The sequence below is a fragment of the Rothia sp. HSID18067 genome (assembly GCF_003989445.1).
GTDB classification, from domain to species: Bacteria; Actinomycetota; Actinomycetes; order Actinomycetales; family Micrococcaceae; genus Rothia; species Rothia aeria.
Genome location: NZ_RBMF01000002.1, coordinates 354,202 through 375,134 on the forward strand (window position 1 = coordinate 354,202; position 20,933 = coordinate 375,134).

Genomic DNA, 20,933 nt, shown 5'->3' on the forward strand with positions numbered 1-20,933 from the left:
CCACGCAAGGAGCCACCCGCCATGACCGCCAGCAACAAAAGCACATTGAACGCTTCACGGCAGGAGCGATTTCTGAAAGCCGTTGAGCTGCTTAGCTCTGTCCACTCATACACACGGCTGGGCGCGGTGCACGCACTCGTGGGGCTGGCGGATGAATACCTTGCCAATGAATCCTTATCCGCAGAAGAAAAGCACACGGAGGGCCAGCGCATCGTTGATGTTCTCTGCGCCTACATCCGCGACCCTTTTGAGCTGGCATTTCGGTACGATGAACTCTCGCAGAATAAGCCCAGCCAGCACGGCGTATACGGGGACAACCACCAAGATTTCTATATGCACAAAGCGGAGCTTCTGGCAGAAGCAAAGGTTCGTCAGCAGGCTTTGCAGGAAATTCACCGCCGGTTGCGCCATTTTCCTCAGGACGACAGAAGGAGTTATGTAGAAGGCTCGTGGTCTGGGTTTGAGTACGATTTCTCGAATAGTGTTTTCTTCTACCCGGTTGATATGAAGGATTCCTGGTACCAGAATTCCGTTGATTTCAGCAGGTGCACATACTACACCAGTGCCGAATTCAACGGTTCCACCTATGAACGAAGCGCCTATTTTTGCGATTCTACGTACTACGATTGGGTTTTCTTCAACAACTCAACCTATTGTGGTGAAGCCCAGTGGAGCGGATCTACGTACCATGATTCGGCGCGTTTCAACTGGTCTGTTTACTATGGTGAGGTTTCCTTCCACGATTCTGTTTACGGTGGATCGGTCTTCTTCGACCAGTCTCTCTACTACGATGAGGCTTTATTCTATAGCTCTACTTATCGGGGCGAGGCCGGGTTCGACGGCTCTCTGTACCAAGGCTCAGTTTTTGTGAATGATTCTGTCTTTGCTGGCGAGGTTTCCCTGTACGGGTCTGTTTTCTGCGGTGCCCTGAATTTTGGTACCGACTTTTTCGGGGAATCGTATCCTTCGCGGTTTGTTCAGAGTGCGCCCTGTTTTGTTGCTGAAAAGAATGCGCGGGCAACGTTATTTGGCTCGTCTAGCAATAATTTTGTGGTTGCGAACAGCGGCTACTCTATAGCTCTCGGCGCTGACGGTCTTCCGCTGGGATGCAGCTTTTTGTCTACAGAACAGGCAGACTATCTCGCGGCAAAGTTCCGAAAGATACACGAGACGTGGACCCATCTTCATGACTCGCAGGTGCCGCAGGAGCGGCAAGACCTTCGGGAGAAAATGGAGAGCCTAAGCCAAGATATACGAGCGTGGAGGAAAGAAGCTACTGCTCTGCCTGGTGGCAACTAGCAGATGACGCTTTCCCCTACATATACGGGGTATCTGCTGTAGGATGGGGAGGAAATAAACGCCGCTCCACTCACCTGTGAGGAACCGTTAAAAGCAATGCCGCATACACCCGAAAATGTAGAGAACAATTCAGAGGTATCTCACCAAACCACGTTTGAGAAACATAAGGCAGAGCGTTGGGAACGGTATCTTCAGCGGTAAAACAGCTTCGCAGCAAGGACGCCTCTGCGCGCGTGAGCGGCGTACACGCACTTGTTACGCTTGTGGATGAGTGGCTTCACGAAGAAAACCTATCTGAAGACGAAAAAATTAAAGAGGGGCAGTTGATTATTAATAAGCTCTGCGCCTACATCTGCTCCCCTTTCACCCTCGCCTCTGAGTATGATGAACTGACTCAGGACAGCCCAGCAGCTGAAGGTCTCTACAAAAATAGAGAACAAGAATTCTATATTCATAAGGCAGAGCTTCAAGCAGAAGCAGATGTGCGCCTGAGCATTATTAAAGAGATTCACGCCCGCCTACAGGGCCCAGACGAAAATACCCCAGGGGCGTGGTCAGGTTTTGAATACGACTTCTCAGGTAGCATTTTCTTCTACCCCGTAGACCTCACACGCTCTTACTACACGAAACCCGTTCATTTCAGTGAATCCGTTTACTGGAGTTCGGCTAATTTCAGTGGATCCACCTACCGGGCCTGGGTTGGTTTCAGCGACTCTACCTACCGGGGTCGGGCTGATTTTAGCGGCTCCACCTATCGGGGCGGGGCCGATTTCCACGAGTCCATCTACCAGGCTGAGGTTGATCTCAGCAAGTCTGTTTATCAAGACTGGGTAGACTTTCACGAATCCACCTATTGGGGTGATGCCAACTTCAGCGAGTCTGCTTATCGAAGCTGGGCTGATTTCTACGATTCTACCTATCAGGATGAGGCTAGTTTTACCGGCTCCACTTACCAGGAGGGGGTTGATCTTAGCTGCTCCATCTATTGGGGTAGGGTCAACTTCCGCGGTTCCATCTACGAGGATGAGGCTGCTTTTAGCGGGTCTATCTTTCGGGACACAATCGATTTTGGTAAAGATACAGGCAGCGGCGGTTCTTCCCGTTTCACACGATGCGCCCCTGCGTTCTATGACGAGGCAAACCAGCAAAACACACTTTTTGGCGCACCCAATAATGACTTCTCCGTCGAAAACAGCGAGGGCTGCCCCGTTCTCCTTACCCCTGACGGCTTACCCCTTGACTGCCGCTTCCTATCAACCGCCCAGAAGGATTACCTGGGGAATACCCTCCGCAGGCTAGAAGAAACGAATGATGAGTTCCTTGCCGCGAAGAATCATGAAGTGGAGAAAGAGCTCTCAGAAAAGCTGCGGTCTCTCACCCAAGAACTCCACGACTGGCGTGAAAAAGTCACTGCATTACCGCCCGGCTCGCCGAATAGTACAGGAGCACCACCTCAGCAGGCCAAGTTGAAACGGGCTGAGGAGGAGGTTCCATGGTTCCCAGCAGGGGGAGAAGCATTTTCTCTGCTTGACGACTACCGAAAAAACATCAACGACCACGCCAAGATTTATGCAGTTATTAAAGATATTCTTGAAAGCCATGAACGCCAAATAAAAATTCTTGCAGAACAGACCCAGCAATGTCTTGAAAATGCTTTCAGAGAGCGTATGGCAGAGCGTCGAGGACGGTACACCAAAGCGGTAGAACAGCTGGGCGGCGTGAGTGCCCCAGTCCGTATGGGTGGTGCATATACGCTCGTTAGTCTAGTAGATGAATGGCTTAAAGAAGAGAATATAGAGTATAACGAACGAATCGCAGAAGGCCAGATTATTATTAATAACCTGTGCGCATATATCCGTTCCCCGTTTGCCCTTGCTTCCCACTATGATGAGCTAACTCAAGACAGCCCAACACCAGAAGGTGTTTACAAAAACAAATATCAAAAATTCTACATCGACAAGGCAGCGCTAGAATCCGAAGCAGATATTCGTCTGAGCATTCTGAAAGAAATTCGCCACCGCCTACAGGGACCAGACAAAAACACCCCAGGGGCGTGGTCAGAATTCGAATACGACTTCTCGGGAAGCACCTTCTTCTACCCCGTAGACCTCACAAACTCCTACTACACAAAACCCGTTAATTTCAGCGGCTCTACCTATCAGGATTGGGTTGACTTCAGTAACTCTATCTACCAAAGTCGGGCTGATTTTAACGATTCTACCTACCGGAACTGGGCTAACTTCCGCGACTCAATCTATCAAGGTCGGGCTGATTTCAATAGCTCCACCTATCAAAATGTGGTTTACTTCAGTGACTCAACTTACAGGAGTGAGGTTTGTTTTAATAAATCCACTTACCAAGATTTTGTTTATTTTGACCGCTCCATCTACCAGAACTGGGCTGATTTCTACGATTCTACCTATCAGGATGAGGCTAGTTTTACCGACTCCACCTACCTGGATATGGTTAGCTTCTTCGACTCCACTTACCAGGAAGTGGTTAGTTTCAGTGATTCTGCCTATTGGAATGGGGGTGGGTTCAGCAACTCCATTTACCAGGGTGAGGTTGATTCCAGCAATTCCATTTACGTCGGCGGGATAGGGTTCAGCAACTCCGCTTACCGGGGTAAAGCTAATTTCAGTGGCTCCATCTACCAGGGTCAGGTTGGCCTCAGCAACTCCACCTATGAGGACGAAGCTGCTTTTAGCGGGTCTATCTTTCGCGACGAAATTTATTGTGGCCAGGGCACAAACAGCGGCAGCTCTTCCCGTTTCACACAATGCGCCCCTGAATTCTACAACGAAACAAACCACCAAAACACGCTCTTTGGCTCGCACAACAATAATTTCACAGCCGAAAACGGCAGGGGCTTCCCCATTTACCGCAACCTTGAAGGCTTACCCCTCGGCTGCGCTTTCCTAACGCCCGCGCACAAGAAATATCTGGATAAAATGTTTCAAGCAATGGAAGAAATCAGCGATAAAATTCATGCCCCGCACACCCCAGACAAGACGAAAGAACTCTCAGAAAAGCTGCGGTCTCTCACCCAAGGACTCCACGACTGGCGTGAAAAAGTCACCGCGGTAGAGGGGATCCGATAAACGATGCCGGAAAAACATAATGCAGAACGCTGGGAACGGTACGCAGAAGCAGTAGAACAGCTGGGTGATAAGAAAGCCCCCGTTCGTATGGGTGGTGTGTATACGCTTATTGGCCTCGTGGATGAGTGGCTTCTAGACGAAAACCTGGACTACGCAGAAAGGGTCAGAGAAGGGCAGGTTATTATTAATAACCTCTGCGCCTGCATCCGTTCCTCCTTCGCTCTCGCCTTCCACTACAATGAGCTAACTCAAGACAGCCCAATAGCCGAAGGCCTTTACAAAAATAGAGAACAAGAGTTCTACACTGACAAAGCAGCGCTAGAATCTGAGGCAAACATTCGCCTGAGCATTATTCAAGAAATTCGCCACCGCCTACAGGGACCAGACAAAAACACACCGGGAACATGGTCAGGTTTTGAATACGACTTCTCGGGAAGCACCTTCTTCTACCCCGTAGATCTCACAAATTCTTACTACGCAAAACCTGCCGCATTCGATAATGCCGTGTATAAAGCCTGGGCTAATTTTAGCGGCTCCCACTATTGCGGTGACGCTGATTTCAGCTACTCAGACTACGGGGGTGATACCGATTTCAGCTATTCCACCTATCAGGGTGAAGCTGACTTCCGGGAGTCCGCCTACCAGGGTCGGGCTGACTTTAGCCGCTCCACCTACAAACAAAAAGCTGTTTTTAGCGATTTCATTTCTCCCTCCACATACAAAAGTGACGCTGATTTCAGCAACTCAGACTACGGGAGTGATACCGATTTCAGCTATTCCACCTATCAGGGTAGGGCTGATTTCCGCGCCTCCACCTACGCCGACGAGGCGTATCATCGCGGTTCCAGCTACACGGGTACAGCTGATTTCAGTAATTCCGTCTATAAGGGCCGGGCTATCTTCAGCCGCGCCGCCTACCAGGGTAAGGCTAATTTCAGCGGCTCCAGGTACCAAGATGAGGCTCACTTCTACTTCTCCACCTACCAAGAGGCTGATTTCAGTGGCTCCGCCTACCAAGCCCTCACTGACTTCAGCTACTCCACTTACCGGGGTGCAGCTGACTTCCGCAAATCAACCTACCTGGCTGGGGCTGACTTCTGCGGCTCAGATTATCAGGAATGGGCCACCTTCAGCGGATCCATCTACCAGAGATGGGCTAACTTTGATAACTCCACCTATGGGAGCTGGGCTGATTTCAGTAAGTCCACCTACCAGAGAAATGCTGACTACAGCGAGTCTATCCACCAGGGCTGGGTTAATCTCAGCGGATCCACTTATGAGGGTGTAGCAGCCTTTAACGGGTCTATTTTTGACGACAAAATCTATTTTAGTGAAGACATAGACGGCAGCTGCTCCTCCCGTTTCACGCAGTGCACCCCTACGTTCTACGACGAGACAAACCACCAAAATACTCTTTTTGGTTCGCATAACAATAATTTCACGGTCGAAAACGGTAGGGGCCACCCCATTTACCTTACGCCTGAGGGATTACCCCTCAACTGTGCTTTCCTGGCACCCGATCAGAGGGGATACCTGAAGAGTATTCTCCGCAGGATGGAAGAAACCAGCGATGAAATCCTTGCCGTGAAAAATGATGAAGAGAAAAAAGGGCTCATAGAAAAGCGGCAACCTCTTGACAAAGAATTCAATGAATGGCGTGAAAAAGTCACCACAGCGCAGAGGACCCGATAAGCAATGCCAGAAAAACATAATGCAGAACGCCGGGAACGGTACGCCAAAGCAGTAGAACAGCTTGGTAATGTGAGTGCCCCCGTCCGTTTGGGCGGCGTGTACACACTCGTTAGCCTAGTAGATGAATGGCTTAGAGAAGAGAACATAGAATACAACGAACGAATCGCAGAAGGCCAGATTATTATTAATAACCTGTGCGCATATATCCGCTCCCCGTTTGCCCTTGTTTCCCGCTATGATGAGCTAATTCAAGACGCCCCAACAGCCGAAGGTCTCTACAAGAATAGAGAACAAGAGTTCTATATAGATAAAGCAGGTTTAGAGCCTGAAAAGAAGGTTCGCCTGAGCATTATTAAAGAAATTCACCGCCGCTTGCAGGGACCAGACGAAAACACTCCAGGGGCGTGGTCTGATTTTGAATACGACTTCTCGGGAAGTATTTTCTTCTACCCTGTAGACCTCACGCGCTCTTACTACGCAAAGCCTGTTAATTTCAGTGGTTCCGCCTACTGGGGTGAGGCTGATTTTAGCTACTCCACCTACATGGATGAGGTTTACTTCAGTGAATCCAGCTACCAGGGCCGGGCTGGTTTCAATGGTTCCATCTACCAGGGTGAGGCTGATTTCCGTAGCTCCACGTACCGGGGTTCAGCTGGCTTCGCCAGATCCACCTACCGGGGAGGGGCGTACTTCAGCGGCTCCACCTATCTCAGTGAGGCTGTCTTCCGTGGCTCTGTTTACCGGTGCGCGGCCGCTTTTAACGATTCCGCCTACCAGTATTGGGTTGATCTTCGTGGCTCCATGTATCAGGGCGCAGCTGATTTTGGTGGCTCCACCTACCAGTATTGGGCTGATTTCCGTGGCTCCACGTACCGGCGGTGGGCTTACTTCAACGACTCTATATGCTGCGGTTGGGCTGGCCTCAGCCACTCCGTCTACGAGGGTGAGGCTGACTTTAGCGGGTCTGTTTTCTGTAGTGACATTTATTTTGGCCAAGACGGAGACAACAGTAGCTTTTCTCGCTTCACAGGTTGCGCCCCTCAGTTTTATGACGAGATAAACCGCAAAAACACGCTCTTCGGCTCGTATAACAATAATTTCACGGTCGAAAATGGCAGGGGCTACCCCATTTACCGTGGCATTGAAAATTTACCCCCTGGTTGCTGTTTCCTAGCGGAAGCAGAAAAAGAATACCTCAGCGGTATCTTCAAAGAGATAGAAGAGACGAGGGAAAAACTTCTTACCACAGAACGCTTCCAAGAGAAGATAAGACTCCCAGGAAAGCTACGGGCTTTCAACGCAGCACTCCATGAATGGCGTGAAAAAGTCACCACAGCACAGAGGACCCGATAAGCAATGCCAGAAAAACATAATGTAGAACGCCGAGAACGGTACACCAAAGCGGTGGAACAACTCGGAAGCAAAGAAGCCCCTGTCCGTATAGGTGGCGTATACACGCTTGTTGGTCTCGTGGACGAGTGGCTACTAGACGAAAACCTGGATTACGCAGAAAGAGTCAGAGAAGGACAGGTTATTATCAATAGCCTCTGTGCCTATATCCGTTCCTCCTTCGCTCTCGCCTTTCACTACGATGAGCTGACTCAGGAAAGCCCAACAGCTGAAGGTCTTTACAAAAATAGAGAACAAGATTTCTATATAGATAAAGCAGAGTTCAAATCTGAGGCAGATATTCGCCTGAGCATTATTAAAGAAATTCACGATCGCCTACAAAGCCCTGAAATAAACACGCCGGGGGCATGGTCTGATTTTGAATATGACTTCTCGGGAAGCACCTTCTTCTACCCCATAGATTTCACACGCTCTTACTACGCAAAGCCTGTTAATTTTAGTGGTTCCGCCTACCAGGACGAGGTTCGCTTCGGCGGTTCCACTTACCAGGGCGGGGCAGATTTCAGCGGCTCTATCTACTGGCGTGGGGCTGATTTCCTCAGTTCTACATACCAGAGTCAGGCTAACTTCACCGGTTCCACGTACCAGGACAAGGCTGTCTTTAGCAGCTCCACCTACCAGGATGGGGCTAACTTCAGCGGTTCCACTTATCAAGGTGAGGTTTTCTTCCGTGGCTCCGTCTACCGGGACTGGGTTGTTTTCAATGGCTCCGCCTATCGGGAAGAGGCTGATTTCTGTGGCTCTACCTACCGGCGCGGGGCTGATTTCAGCGACTCTACCTACTGGGGCAAGATTGTTTTCGGCGGCTCCGTCTATCAAGGCTGGGCTGTCTTTCGCGATTCCGCTTACCGGGGCGAAGCTGCCTTTAATGACTCCGTCTACTGGGGTGGGGCCGATTTCAGCGGCTCTACCTACCGGGGCAGGACTGGCTTCGGTAACTCTATCTACCAGGAAGGGGCCAATTTAAGCCGATCCACCTACTGGGGCGAGGCTAACTTTAGCGGGTCTATTTTCTGTAGTGAAATATATTTTGGCTACGGCACACACAGCGACAGTTTTTCTCGCTTCACAGATTGCACCCCTCAGTTTTATGACGAGACAAACCACAAAAACACCCTCTTCGGCTCGTATAACAATAATTTCACAGCCGAAAACGGCAGGGGCTACCCCATTTACCGTAACCTTGAAGGCTTACCCCTTGACTGTAATTTTCTCACCACAGAGCGAAAAGAATACCTTGCAGATAAGTTCCAAGAAATAGACGAAACAAAGAATAAATTTCGTGAGGTAAAAGATACCGAGGGGAACGCCATACTTGTCAACACTCCGCTATCTCTTAACGGTGAGATCCGTGTTTGGCGTGAGAAAGTTACCACGGTAAAAGCGGAGGATACAGCGCCGGAAGAAAAGAATAACTAGCCACCCGGTTAGGCTGAAGATGCGGTAGGGTAAAAAAGGAAAACGCACCCTCACTTTAAGGAGCAGATCACCAATGCCAGAAGAACGCAAAACTATAGAGGCTAGATTATCTGCTAGCCCAGAGGTATATCATATGGCGCGGTTTGAGAAGGCTTTTCCGTGGCTCCTGGTTGGTGGGGCAGCGCTTGTCCTACTTGAAACCTACCGCAAGAATACTAATGACCGCGCTAAAGCAAACGCAGACATTAAGGCCGCCCTCAAAAACCAAGAGCACCAGGCGGAAGTTCTCAAAGAACAAATCCGGCAATTCGACGAAAATGCTTTCAAAGAACGTAAAGCAGAACGCCGAGAGCGGTACACCAAAGCAGTAGAACAACTTGGAAGCAAAGAAGCCCCTGTCCGTTTGGGCGGCGTGTATACACTCGTTGGACTCGTGGATGAGTGGCTTGAAGAACAGAACTTAGAATATAGCGAACGGCTCAAAGAAGGGCAGGTTATTATTAATAACCTTTGCGCCTATATTCGCTTCCCGTTCACTCTTGCTTCTTATTATGATGAGTTATCTGAAGATAAACCTTCGTCTGAGGGGATTTATAAAGATAATCAGCAGAAATTCTACACTAATAAAGCAGAGTTCAAATCTGAAGCAGATATTCGCCTGAGCATTATTAAAGAAATTCACAGCCGCCTACAAAGCCCTGACAAAAACACACCAGGGGTATGGTCAGGCTTTGAATACGATTTCTCGGGAAGCACCTTCTTCTACCCCGTAGACCTCACAAAATCCTATTACACAAAACCTGTTAATTTCAGTGGCTCCACCTACCAAGACGAGGTTCGCTTTGACGGCTCTGTCTACAAAGACGAGGCTGACTTCGGTAGCTCCATCTACAAGAGTTGGGCTACCTTCGACGGCTCCACCTACACAGGTTGGGTTGGCTTCAATTGCTCCACCTACCAAAGCTGGGCTGACTTCAGCGCCTCCACCTACCAGGACGGAGCTACTTTCATGAGCTCCACCTACCAAAGCTGGGCTGACTTCAGCGCCTCCACCTACCAGGACGGAGCTACTTTCATGAGCTCCACCTACCAAAGCTGGGCTGACTTCAGTAATTCTACCTACCAAAGTGAGGTTTACTTCAGCGACTCTACCTACAAGGGTAAGGCTGACTTCTGCGGCTCGACCTACCAGAATGAGGTTTACTTCAGCTACTCCACCTACCAGAGTGAGGCTGACTTCAGCGACTCTATCTGCCAAGGCAAGGCTGACTTCAGCGGCTCCACCTACCGAGGCTGGGCTGACTTCCGCAACTCCGCTTACCAGGGTCGGGCTGGTTTCACCGGCTCCACCTACCAGAGTGAAGTTTACTTCAACGACTCTACCTACCAGTGGGCTCATTTCAGCGGCTCCACCTACCGAGGCTGGGCTGACTTCCGCAACTCCGCTTACCAGGGTCGGGCTGGTTTCACCGACTCCATCTACCAGAATGAGGTTTATTTCAGCGGCTCCACCTACGAAGATAAGGCAGACTTCAGTGGGTCTATTTTCTGCGGTGACGTTTATTATGGCAAAGATAGATACAACAGTAACTTTTCTCGGTTCACAGAATGCACCCCTCAGTTTTATAATGAGAATAGCCATCAAAATACACTTTTTGGTTCGCCTAACAATAATTTTATAGTAGATACCGATAAAGGTTATCCTATTAATCTAAATTCCGAAGGCTTACCTCTTGGCTGTGATTTTCTCACCGCAGAGCAGAAAGAATATCTTGAAGATAAGTTCCATGAAATAGACGAAACGAAGAATAAATTTCGTGAGGTGAAAGATCCCAAAGAGAAAGCAGAACTCTCGAAAAATCTGCAAGCTCTTGACGAAAAACTCTATGAATGGCGGGAGGAAGCCACCACAGTAAAAGCGGAGGATAATACAGCGCCGGAAAAGGAGGATAACTAGCCACCCGGTTAAGCTGAAGATGCGGTAGGGTAAAAAGGAACACGCACCAGCCACTTAAGGAGCAGAACGCCAATGCCAGAAGAACGCAAAAATATAGAGGCTAGATCGTCTGCTAGCCCGGAGGTATATCGGCACACCAAGTTTATGGCACGGTTTGAGAAGGCTTTTCCGTGGCTGCTGGCTGGTGGGGCGGCGCTTGTCCTACTTGAAACCTACCGCAAGAATGCTAATGACCGCGCTAAAGCAAACGCAGACATTAAGGCCGCCCTTAAAAACCAAGAACACCAGGCGGAAGTTCTCAAAGAACGTAAAGCAGAACGCCGAGAGCGGTACACCAAAGCGGTAGAGCAACTGGGCAATGAGAAAGCCCCCGTTCGTATGGGTGGTGTGTACACGCTCATTGGACTCGTGGATGAGTGGCTTCTAGACGAAAACCTGGATTACACAGAAAAAGTCAGAGAAGGACAGGTTATTGTCAATAATCTCTGCGCCTATATCCGCTCCCCGTTTATTCTTGCTTCTTATTATGATGAGTTATCTGAAGATAAACCTTCGTCTGAGGGGATTTATAAAGATAATCAGCAGAAATTCTATACAGATAAAGCAGAGTTCAAATCTGAAGCAGACATTCGCCTTAGTATCATTAAAGAAATTCACAACCGCCTACAAAACCCTGACAAAAACACACCAGGGACGTGGTCAGATTTTGAATACGATTTCTCGGGAAGTACTTTCTTCTACCCCGTTGACCTCACAAACTCCTATTACAAAAAACCCGTTAATTTCAGTGGCTCCACGTACCAGGGCAACGCCGACTTCGAGAGCTCCACGTACCAGAGCAGGGCCGATTTCAGCTACTCCATCTACCGGTGCTGGGCTGATTTCAACTACTCCACCTACCAGAGTGAGACTGACTTCAGCGGCTCCACGTACCAGGACGGAGCTACTTTCAACGGCTCTACCTACACAGGTTGGGCTAATTTCAATTGCTCCACCTACCGGGAGGGGGCTTACTTCAGTAGCTCCACCTACCAGAGTGAGGTTTACTTCAACAGCTCTATCTACCGGGAAGGGGCTGACTTCAGCTACTCTACCTACCAAGGCTGGGCTAACTTCAACTACTCCACCTACCAGAGTGAGGTTTATTTCAACGACTCTACCTACCAGGGCAAGGCTGACTTTAGCGACTCCACCTACCGGGAAGGGGCTTACTTCAGTAGCTCCACCTACCAAAATGAGGTTTACTTCAACGACTCCACCTACGGAGGTAAGGCTGAGTTCATTGGCTCCACCTACCAAGATAAGGCTCGCTTCAGCCACTCCACCTACCGGGGCAGGGCTGGCTTCGGTAACTCTATCTACCTGGAAGAGGCTGATTTACGCCGATCCACCTACCAGGATGAGGCTGACTTTAGCGGGTCTGTTTTTTATCGTGAAATATATTTTGGCTACAGCACATACAGCGCCGGTTTTTCTCGCTTCACAGACTGTGCCCCTCAGTTCTATGATGAGACAAACCATAAAAACACGCTTTTTGGTTCACCTAATAATGATTTCACAGTCGAAAACGGCAGAGGCTACCCCATTTACCGTGGTCCTGAAGGCTTACCCCTTGGCTGTAGTTTCCTCACCACAGAACAAAAAGAATACCTCACAGATAAATTCCAAGAAATAGACGAAACAAAGAATAAACTTTTTGAGGTGAAAGATCCCAAAGAAAAGGAAGAACTCTCGAAAAAGCTGCGATCTCTAAACGAAGAACTCCATAAATGGCGGGAAGAAGCCACCACGGTAAAAGTGGAGGGCACAGCACTTGGAAAGGATAATAACTAGCCGCCCGAGGGATTCACGGCCTCCACTTCCTACCGCACGAGATCACTAAGATTCTGCAGCAGACTTTGCCCTGCCCCAGGGGTTTGTTCCTGCTGGCGTGACTGGTTTGTTTCGACCAACCCGCAACGACCTCTGAATACCCGCAGGGCTGAGCCGTTACCTGCCTGCTCGACAAAGATATGCAGGTAAACCTTGAGCCAAAATTCAGGAAAACCTGAAAGGTAAGCTGAAGATGCGGTAGGGTGAAAAAGGAACACACACCATCCACCCTGAGGAACAGACCGCCAATGCCAGAAGAACGCAAAGCTGTAGAGGCTAAGCCACAACAGAGCACTACGCCAGATACTTCACAGCAGAAGAGGAAATGGCGTGCTATTGATTGGATCGCTGGAGGTACTTTCATAGTGGAAGTACTGTGGGGTTTATGGTGGCTAGTCACGCAATTTTTCCATTGGTGTAGCTGGAACCCACACGTTAGTACTGAGCATTTCGCACAGTTCTATTGTGGTGTGGGTCTTGGAATCCTATCGGTTGGGTACCTGACGCTGATTCTGTGGCCTATCATCTTCAACATCTTCAAGCAGGGTAAAGATTCCAAACAGGATAACGATCCTCGCTGGTTCCACGCGCGTATTCTTTCTAGTGGCATAGTGGGTGGCTCATATGCGTTCCTGCTACCTGTTGTTATGAGCTTACCCGAAGGCAGCGTTAATTCTGGTGGAGCGGCGGCGCTCCGGCAAGCAATCCTGCTGGCAACAGGTGGGCTTATTGCTCTTATTGCGCTCGGTGAGACTCGCCGTAAGAATGATAACGACAAGCTCAAGAACGACCAGGACAAAGAGAAAAATGATAGAGAACATGAGCGCTGGGTTAAGGCGGAACGGCGCGAAAGGTATGCTAAAGCGGTAGAACAGTTAGGCGATGAAAAAGCCCCTGTTCGCATGGGTGGCGTATATACACTTGTTGGATTAGTGGATGATTGGCTTGAAGAGAAAAGCCTATCTGATGATGAGAGACTTAAAGCGGGGCAGGCTATTATCAATAACCTGTGTGCCTATATCCGTTCTCCGTTTCCCCTTGCTTCTTATTATGATGAGTTATCTCAGGCCAGCCCCACATCTGAAGGAATCTATAAAGATAAAGAAGAAGAATTCTATGCAGACAAAGCGGTGTTAGAATCTGAAGCAGACGTTCGCTTCGGTATTATTAAAGAAATGCATGATCATATACAAGCCTCCAGAGAAAACGATTGGGGGCCATGGTCAAATTTCGAGTATAACTTCTCAGGAAGCGTATTCTTCTACCCCGTAGAGCTCACAAAATCTTATTACAAAAAACCTGTTAATTTCAGCGGATCGCACTATTACAAGAAGGTAGATTTCAGCGGCTCTACCTATGAGAAAGATGCTACTTTTAGCACTTCCAATTTCCGCTCCACCTACCAAGGCTGGGCTGACTTCACCGGCTCCACCTACCAAGGCGGGGCTCACTTCAGCCGCTCCACCTACCAAGGCTGGGCTGACTTCAGCCGCTCCACCTACCAGGGCGAGGCTGACTTCACCGGCTCCACCTACCAAGGCTGGGCTGACTTCACCGGCTCCACCTACCAGGGCGGGGCTCACTTCAGCGACTCCACCTACCAAGGCTGGGCTGACTTCAGCCGCTCCACCTACCAGGGCGAGGCTGACTTCCGCGGCTCCACCTACCAGGGCGAGGCTGACTTCCGCGGCTCCACCTACCAAGGCTGGGCTCACTTCAGCCGCTCCACCTACCAGGACGAGGCTGACTTCCTCGGCTCCACCTACCAGGGCGGGGCTTACTTCAGCAGCTCCACCTACCAGGGCAGGGCTGACTTCCGCAACTCCACCTACAAGTGGGCTAACTTCAGCGACTCCACCTACCAGGGCTGGGCTAACTTCAGCCGCTCCACCTACGAAAATGAGACTGACTTTAGTGGATCTATTTTCTATCAGGAAACTTATTTTGGTAAAGACAAATACAATAACAGCTCTTCTTGTTTTACAAACCACGCCCCTCAATTTTATGGCAAGAAGAACCGTAAAAATACACTTTTTGGGTCACATAATAATGATTTCACAGTAGATATAGATAAAGGTTATCCTATTAATCTAAATTCCGAAGGCTTACCTCTTGGCTGCAAATTCCTTACTTCAGAGCAGAAGGAATACCTTGAAGATAAGTTCCAAGAAATAGACGAAACGAATAATAAACTTCTTGAGGCAAAAGATGACGAGGAGAAAGTTAGGCTTTCAGACATGCTGCGGTCTCTTTATAAAGAGCTCTATGAATGGTGGGAGGAAGCCACCACGGTAAAAGTGGAAGACGTAGCAGCAGAAGATACGGAGAGCTAATCAACTCGCAGAGTTTTGGGGGCAGTTATTCTTTAATAACTGCCCCCAACGCTCTACGACTCTCCCTAGTACGCAAAAGTACCGGTAGCTTATGCAGCTGCTCGCCCTTAATCCCCTGCCAAAGTTTTCAGGTTCGGCGGCGTACTAGCAACTCCACCAAGTGCCTCAACCGCACCAAAATCAGGCCCTCGCGCAGGGCCCCGGTAAACCCCTGCGGCATATGCTATTCGTCTTCTTCGTAGACATAATCCTTGAAATAGTCGGGGTCGCCGTCGCTATCCAGCCAGAGCTCAAACCAACCCAGGAAGTCCTGGCGCTCACAGCAGGGGCTAACGCCAACATCCGAGAAGCTCCACACCTCACCGGCGCACGGCCCGGCGGTAATCAGCTCATAGGTTATGCCACACCCTTCATCCATGAGCTCAACACCCTGGTTCCCCAGCTTACGTTCAAAGGACTCGTCGCTAAGCTGCTCTTCGTCCTCCTCATCCTCCCAAACCCAGCCGTCCGTGAGCGTCATGGGGAGGGAAAGGTCTTTGTGCTCAATCTCTGCAAGCCGGTGAATGGGACTGGCGCTAATGCCCTCCGTCGCCGGGTCACACCAGCCGTCACCAACCTCCTGTAGAAACAGCCGGTACGCCTGCGGCAGGCGGGTGTTGCAGGCACTCTCAAAAGCAGCAATTTCCGTCTCTGAAATGGTAGGTCCCATGCTGATATTCTTCTGAGCGATTTTAGTCTTAATACGCTCGATCACGGCCGGGTATTCTTCAGATGTGTAGATAGGCACAGAAACTCCTCAATATAGATATAGCCCAGTTCACAAGTCAGCACAGGGCCTTTTCACATGCTACTGCACAGCCCTGGTTGTTTCTATCCTGGCGGTCATCGAGGTACAGGCAGATTATGCGCATTCAATTCCGGCTGAATTCATGCAATAATTGGTTATAAATCAATTTTAAATATAATTAGTGCCACATGAACGAATTTAATAACTCCATCATTATTTACCAGCCACATACCGATCAGCCCGCTATTGATGTTCGGATAGAAGGCGAGACAGTGTGGCTCAGTCAGCGGCAGATGTCGGTATTATTCGATACCAGTTCAGACAATGTTGGGCTCCACCTGAAGAATATCTATGCTGAGGGTGAGCTGCTAGAAGAGGCAACTACCGAGGATTTCTCGGTAGTTCGTCAAGAGGGGACCAGGCAGGTTCGGCGATCAGTGCGCCATTACAACCTTGATGCCATTATCTCCGTGGGCTACCGGGTCAAATCAGCCACAGCCACGCAGTTCCGCATCTGGGCCACCAAGCGCCTGCGCGAATACCTGGTGCAGGGGTACAGCATTAACCAACAGCGGCTTGAGCAGCTCGGGCAGATCGTAGAAGTCATGGCGCGGGCAGATAACCATCTTGTGGCCGGTACTGGTGAAGTACTCGCAGCCTATCTACCGAGCCTGCAAGCCCTGCGCGACTACGACGAAGGCACGCTCTCTGCCAGCGAATCCACCGGGAACGCGCCGGTGTGGCAGCTCACTCATGCCGAAGCGCAGGCGATCATTGCCCGCGCCCGCAGCGAATTCCCGCAGGATAGGCTGTTCGGGATCGAAAACGGGGATAAACTCAAGTCGGTTGTCGCAACCATCTACCAGAGTTTCGCGGGCGAAGACCTCTACCCGACCACCGAGCAGAAAGCAGCGAACTTACTGTACCTCATGGTCAAAGACCACCCGCTGGTTGATGGGAATAAACGCAGCGCCGCAGCCCTGTTCATTGAGTTTCTGGCCCAGAATAACCTGCTGTTTTCGGCCGATGGCACACCGCTCGTCTCAAACAACGCCCTAGCGGCAATGACCCTAATGGTCGCCATGAGTAGCCCGAAAGAAAAGGACCTTATGGTAGCCCTCGTGCAGCGGCTCATTAGCCCGGCCGCGCAGTAGCCTTCGCTTCGTGGCCCGCAGTGCGCCGCTACTCCCCCACCAGGGTCTTCGGGTCCAGCGGGGTGCTGGTGCCCTCCGCCAGGTGCTCCAGGCGCCTCAAGATAAGGCCCTCACGCAGCGCCCAGGGGCAAACACGCATCGTTTCCACACCGAACATCTCCATCGCGGCCTCAGCCGCCATCGCGCCGGCGAGAACCTGGTCGGCGCGCATCCGGGAAACACCGGGCAAATCAGCGCGTTCGGCGGGAGCCATAGCCTCCATGCGGCGAGTCCACAGGCGCAAATCCGTCACATGCATCTCACGCTTCACATGCGGCCCCACAGAATACGGTGCCGCCCCGCAAATACGCGCCAGCGAACGGAACGTCTTCGAGGTGCCCACCACCATGTTCGGCTCACCGAATGCCAGCAGCTGCTGCGCCACCGCCTCAATCTGCTCACGCACATACCCGCGCAGCCGCTTCGTCTGCTTCGGTGCGGGTGGTTGCTCCTCAAAAAACTCGCGGGTCAGGCGGCCAGCGCCCAGCGGCACCGACATTGCCGCATCCGGTAAGGCATCCGTACCCGTGGAAAACTCGAACGAGCCGCCCCCAATATCAAAATTCAGGATGCGCCCCGCACCCCACCCCTGCCAGCGGCGCACCGCGAAATAGGTGATAGCCGCCTCCTGATCGCCTGAAATCCCGCTCAGGCTCACCCCGGTTTTCCGCCGCACATGCTGCAGAACCTCGGCACCATTACCGGCCTCACGAATAGCGGAGGTCGCAAAGGCGAGCAGGTCCTCGGCGTTGTTCTCAATGGCGAAATCGCGGGCAGACTTCACGAACTCGGTCAGCGCGGCGCGGCCCTCATCAGAAATATCACCCGACGGCGTCAAATACTGCACCAGCTGCAGCGGAATCTTATGCGAAGCGTACGGTTCGGGGCGGGCGCCCGGGTGCCCGTCAATAAGCAGCAGGTGAACGGTGTTCGACCCCACGTCAAGAACTCCAAGGCGCACGGCGCGCTCCTATCCCCCGGCAGGTGCCGAGATAATATACAACTCCGTTAAGTCTGGCACAATGCGCACTCATCCAGCGTCAGACGGACTAGTCCTTCTTAGCCGCAGTCTTCTTTGCGGTAGTGGACTTTTTAGCGGTTGTTTTCTTCGCGGTGCTCTTCTTGGCGGTCGTCTTTTTCGCCGCGGTCTTACGCTTCGCAGGTCCCTTAGCACGCTTTTCGGCCAGGAGTTCGACGGCGCGCTCATGGGTAAGCGATTCGATGGTTTCCGAGCGTGGCACCGTAATGTTGGTAACGCCGTCGGTAATGTACGGCCCGAACCGCCCGTCTTTGACCACGATATTCTTTTCACTGTTCGGGTCTACACCAAGCTCGGCGAGCGGGGGCTTAGCGGCGGCGCGCCCGCGCTGTTTAGGCTGTGCATAAATATCGAGCGCCTGTTCGAGGGTGATCGTGAAGATTTCTTCCTCAGACCCAATCGACCGCGAGTCGGTGCCTTTCTTCAGGTACGGGCCAAACCGCCCGTTCTGCACGGTGATTTCGTTGCCTTCAGCATCGGTGCCGAGCACGCGCGGCAGGCTCAAGAGCTTGAGCGCATCCTCTAGGGTTACGGTCGCCAAATCCATAGATTTGAAGAGCGATGCGGTGCGCGGCTTAGCGGGCTTGGGCTTCTTCTTCGGCTTGGGTTTGCCGTTCTTGTAGTATTCGGTGGGCTGCGCATCCAGGTACGCCTGAATCTGCTCCTCCGTCATCTCTTCGATAACTTCGGTGACGTACGGGCCGTAGCGCCCGTCGCGGGCGATAATCTGGTTCCCGGATGCGGGGTCGGTGCCGAGCACGCGCCCATCGGATTTGCCCTGCTCAAGCAGCTCTTTCGCTTTCTCAGCGGTCAGCTCGTCGGGCGCCAAATCGGTGGGAACATTGGCACGCACGGGGTCAGAGACCTCACCGGTTTCGGTATTGACGGTGCCCTCAGCCTCAAGGTAGGGGCCGAATTTACCCACGCGCAGCACAATGCCGTCAGCAATGCGGATCGAGTTAATATCGCGAGCATCAATATCACCCAGATTATCCACAATCGGCTTGAGCCCGCGTTTCTTCTGCGCCCCGCCACCGAAGTAGAAGGCACCCAGCCACTCCACACGCGACTCTTCGCCGCGGGCAATACGGTCAAGGTCTTCTTCCATCTGCGCGGTGAACTCATAGTTCACGTAAGGGCCGAAACTGTTTTCAAGCAGCCGCACCACCGAGAACGCGGTCCACGAAGGCACAAGCGAGCCGGAACGCACCTGCACGTAGCCGCGATCCATAATCGTTGAAATCACGGCGGCGTAGGTGGAGGGGCGCCCAATGCCCAGCTCGTCAAGAGTTTTCACGAGCGAAGCCTCAGTGTAGCGGGGCGGGGGCAGGGTCTCATGCCCGGCGGCTTCAATATTTTCGGCGGTGAGCGGGTCGCCTTGGGCGAGCGCGGGCAGGCGTTTCTCGGCGTTCTTGGCGTCGCGTTCTGCCAGGCGGGTTGCGTCCACCCCTTCCTCATAGGCGGCGAGGAAGCCGCGGAAGGTGATAACGGTGCCGGATGCTGCGAACTCGGCATCGCGCCCGTTGGATGCGGTTGCCCCTAGCCGCACGGATGCGGTCGAACCGGTGGCGTCTGCCATCTGCGAGGCGACGGTACGTTTCCAGATCAGCTCGTACAGCCGGTATTCGTCGTTGGAGAGCGCGCCGCGCACGGCGTCGGGGGTGCGGAAGGCGTCACCTGCGGGGCGGATTGCTTCGTGCGCTTCCTGCGCGTTTTTGCTCTTGGAGGCGTAGGTGCGCGGCGCGGAGGGCACGTATTCGGTGCCGTAAAGTTCGGATGCTTGACGGCGTGCCGCCTTCACGGCCTGGTCTGAGAGGGCCACCGAGTCGGTACGCATGTAGGTGATGTAGCCGCTCTCGTAGAGGCGCTGGGCAACCTGCATGGTTACGCGCGATGAGAAGCGCAGCTTGCGTGCCGCCTCCTGCTGCAGGGTTGAGGTGGTGAACGGCGCGGCGGGGCGGCGTTTGTAGGGCTTGGTTTCGACCGAGCGCACCGCGAAGGGGGCGGCGGTGAGGGCTTCGGCGAGGGTGCGTGCATCCGCCTCTGAGAGGTGGGTGACTTTGGTGGATGTGAGGGTGCCGTCGTCGGCGAAGTCTTTGCCGGTAGCTACTCGGGTGCCGTCAACCGCCACAAGTTTGGCGTCAAAGCCCTCGTTGCTGGTGGTGATGAAATGCCCGGTCAGATCCCAGTAGTTGGCGGCGACGAAAGCCATGCGTTCGCGTTCACGCTCAACAACGAGGCGGGTTGCCACGGACTGTACGCGGCCAGCGGATAGGCCGCGGCCGACCTTGCGCCAGAGCACGGGTGAGATTTCGTAACCGTAGATACGGTCAAGGATACGGCGGGTTTCTTGGGCATCGACCAGGTGCAGGTCAATATCGCGCAGTTCCCCGAAGGCGCGTTCAATGGCTTCGCGGGTGATTTCGGGAAAGGTCATGCGGTAGACGGGAACCTTGGGTTTCAGAACCTCTTTGAGGTGCCAGGCGATTGCCTCACCTTCGCGGTCACCATCGGTTGCGAGGTAGAGGGCGTCAACGTCTTTGAGTTTGCGTTTGAGTTCGGCGACTTTTTTCTTCTTGTCGGGGTTGACCACATAGTAGGGGTCAAAATCGTCGTCGATATTGACCGCGAACTTGCCGACCGGGCCTTTTTTCAGGTTTTCGGGCAGTTCGGAAGGCTGCGGCAGGTCGCGGATGTGTCCCATGGACGAATCCACCAGAAATTCGCCGCCTAAGTAACCGCTGATGGTCTTCACCTTCGATGGGGACTCAACGATCAGTAGGGCTTTTCCGTTCTTTGCCTTGGTGGGCACGGCTCTCCTCGTGTGGGGT

At 52.1% G+C, this 20,933-nt stretch carries 12 protein-coding genes; 9 read left to right on the plus strand and 3 right to left on the minus strand.

Going from position 1 to position 20,933, the window contains the following annotated elements; translation table 11 throughout:
- The first annotated feature begins 21 nt into the window (after positions 1 to 21).
- From D8M23_RS06595 to D8M23_RS06635, 8 genes are all read left to right on the plus strand, one after another.
- A complete protein-coding gene (locus tag D8M23_RS06595) occupies positions 22 to 1,299 on the plus strand; it encodes a hypothetical protein (RefSeq protein WP_126854156.1) in 1,278 nt (425 codons plus the stop codon).
- 233 nt (positions 1,300 to 1,532) lie between these two features.
- Entirely contained in the window at positions 1,533 to 4,400 is a 2,868-nt protein-coding gene (locus D8M23_RS12135; RefSeq protein ID WP_238693791.1) for a pentapeptide repeat-containing protein, read from the plus strand.
- A 3-nt stretch (positions 4,401 to 4,403) separates the two neighbouring features.
- Positions 4,404 to 6,092, plus strand: coding sequence for a hypothetical protein (locus D8M23_RS06610; protein WP_126854157.1), 1,689 nt, complete (start codon positions 4,404 to 4,406; stop codon positions 6,090 to 6,092).
- Between the two features lie 3 nt (positions 6,093 to 6,095).
- The gene (locus tag D8M23_RS06615; RefSeq protein ID WP_126854158.1) at positions 6,096 to 7,445 is read left to right on the plus strand and encodes a hypothetical protein; all 1,350 of its coding nucleotides are present in this window, start codon (positions 6,096 to 6,098) and stop codon (positions 7,443 to 7,445) included.
- A gap of 3 nt (positions 7,446 to 7,448) precedes the next feature.
- Positions 7,449 to 8,921, plus strand: a complete 1,473-nt coding sequence (locus D8M23_RS06620; RefSeq protein ID WP_126854159.1) for a hypothetical protein — start codon at positions 7,449 to 7,451, stop codon at positions 8,919 to 8,921.
- 133 nt (positions 8,922 to 9,054) lie between these two features.
- Positions 9,055 to 10,878, plus strand: a complete 1,824-nt coding sequence (locus D8M23_RS06625; protein WP_238693792.1) for a hypothetical protein — start codon at positions 9,055 to 9,057, stop codon at positions 10,876 to 10,878.
- Positions 10,879 to 11,022: 144 nt separating this feature from the next.
- Positions 11,023 to 12,711, plus strand: coding sequence for a hypothetical protein (locus D8M23_RS06630; RefSeq protein WP_238693793.1), 1,689 nt, complete (start codon positions 11,023 to 11,025; stop codon positions 12,709 to 12,711).
- Between the two features lie 287 nt (positions 12,712 to 12,998).
- Complete coding sequence (locus D8M23_RS06635) at positions 12,999 to 15,083, plus strand: pentapeptide repeat-containing protein (protein ID WP_238693794.1); 2,085 nt, start codon at positions 12,999 to 13,001, stop codon at positions 15,081 to 15,083.
- Positions 15,084 to 15,306: 223 nt separating this feature from the next.
- On the opposite strand, the gene D8M23_RS06640 is transcribed toward D8M23_RS06635, so the two are convergent.
- Entirely contained in the window at positions 15,307 to 15,870 is a 564-nt protein-coding gene (locus D8M23_RS06640) for an SMI1/KNR4 family protein (protein ID WP_126854160.1), read from the minus strand.
- 188 nt (positions 15,871 to 16,058) lie between these two features.
- On the opposite strand from D8M23_RS06640, the gene rhuM reads away from it, so the two are divergent.
- Positions 16,059 to 17,024, plus strand: coding sequence for a virulence protein RhuM/Fic/DOC family protein (rhuM, locus tag D8M23_RS06645; protein WP_126854161.1), 966 nt, complete (start codon positions 16,059 to 16,061; stop codon positions 17,022 to 17,024).
- A 28-nt stretch (positions 17,025 to 17,052) separates the two neighbouring features.
- Here the strand turns inward: rhuM and D8M23_RS06650 are convergent, their stop codons facing one another.
- Together D8M23_RS06650 and topA are read right to left on the minus strand one after the other, a co-directional pair.
- On the minus strand, positions 17,053 to 18,024 hold the full coding sequence (locus D8M23_RS06650; RefSeq protein ID WP_126854162.1) for a Ppx/GppA phosphatase family protein: 972 nt from the start codon (positions 18,022 to 18,024) through the stop codon (positions 17,053 to 17,055).
- A gap of 88 nt (positions 18,025 to 18,112) precedes the next feature.
- Positions 18,113 to 20,914 carry a type I DNA topoisomerase gene (gene topA / locus D8M23_RS06655; protein WP_126854163.1) on the minus strand — a complete coding sequence of 934 codons (2,802 nt, stop codon included), beginning with the start codon at positions 20,912 to 20,914 and terminating at the stop codon, positions 18,113 to 18,115.
- Positions 20,915 to 20,933 lie beyond the last annotated feature (19 nt).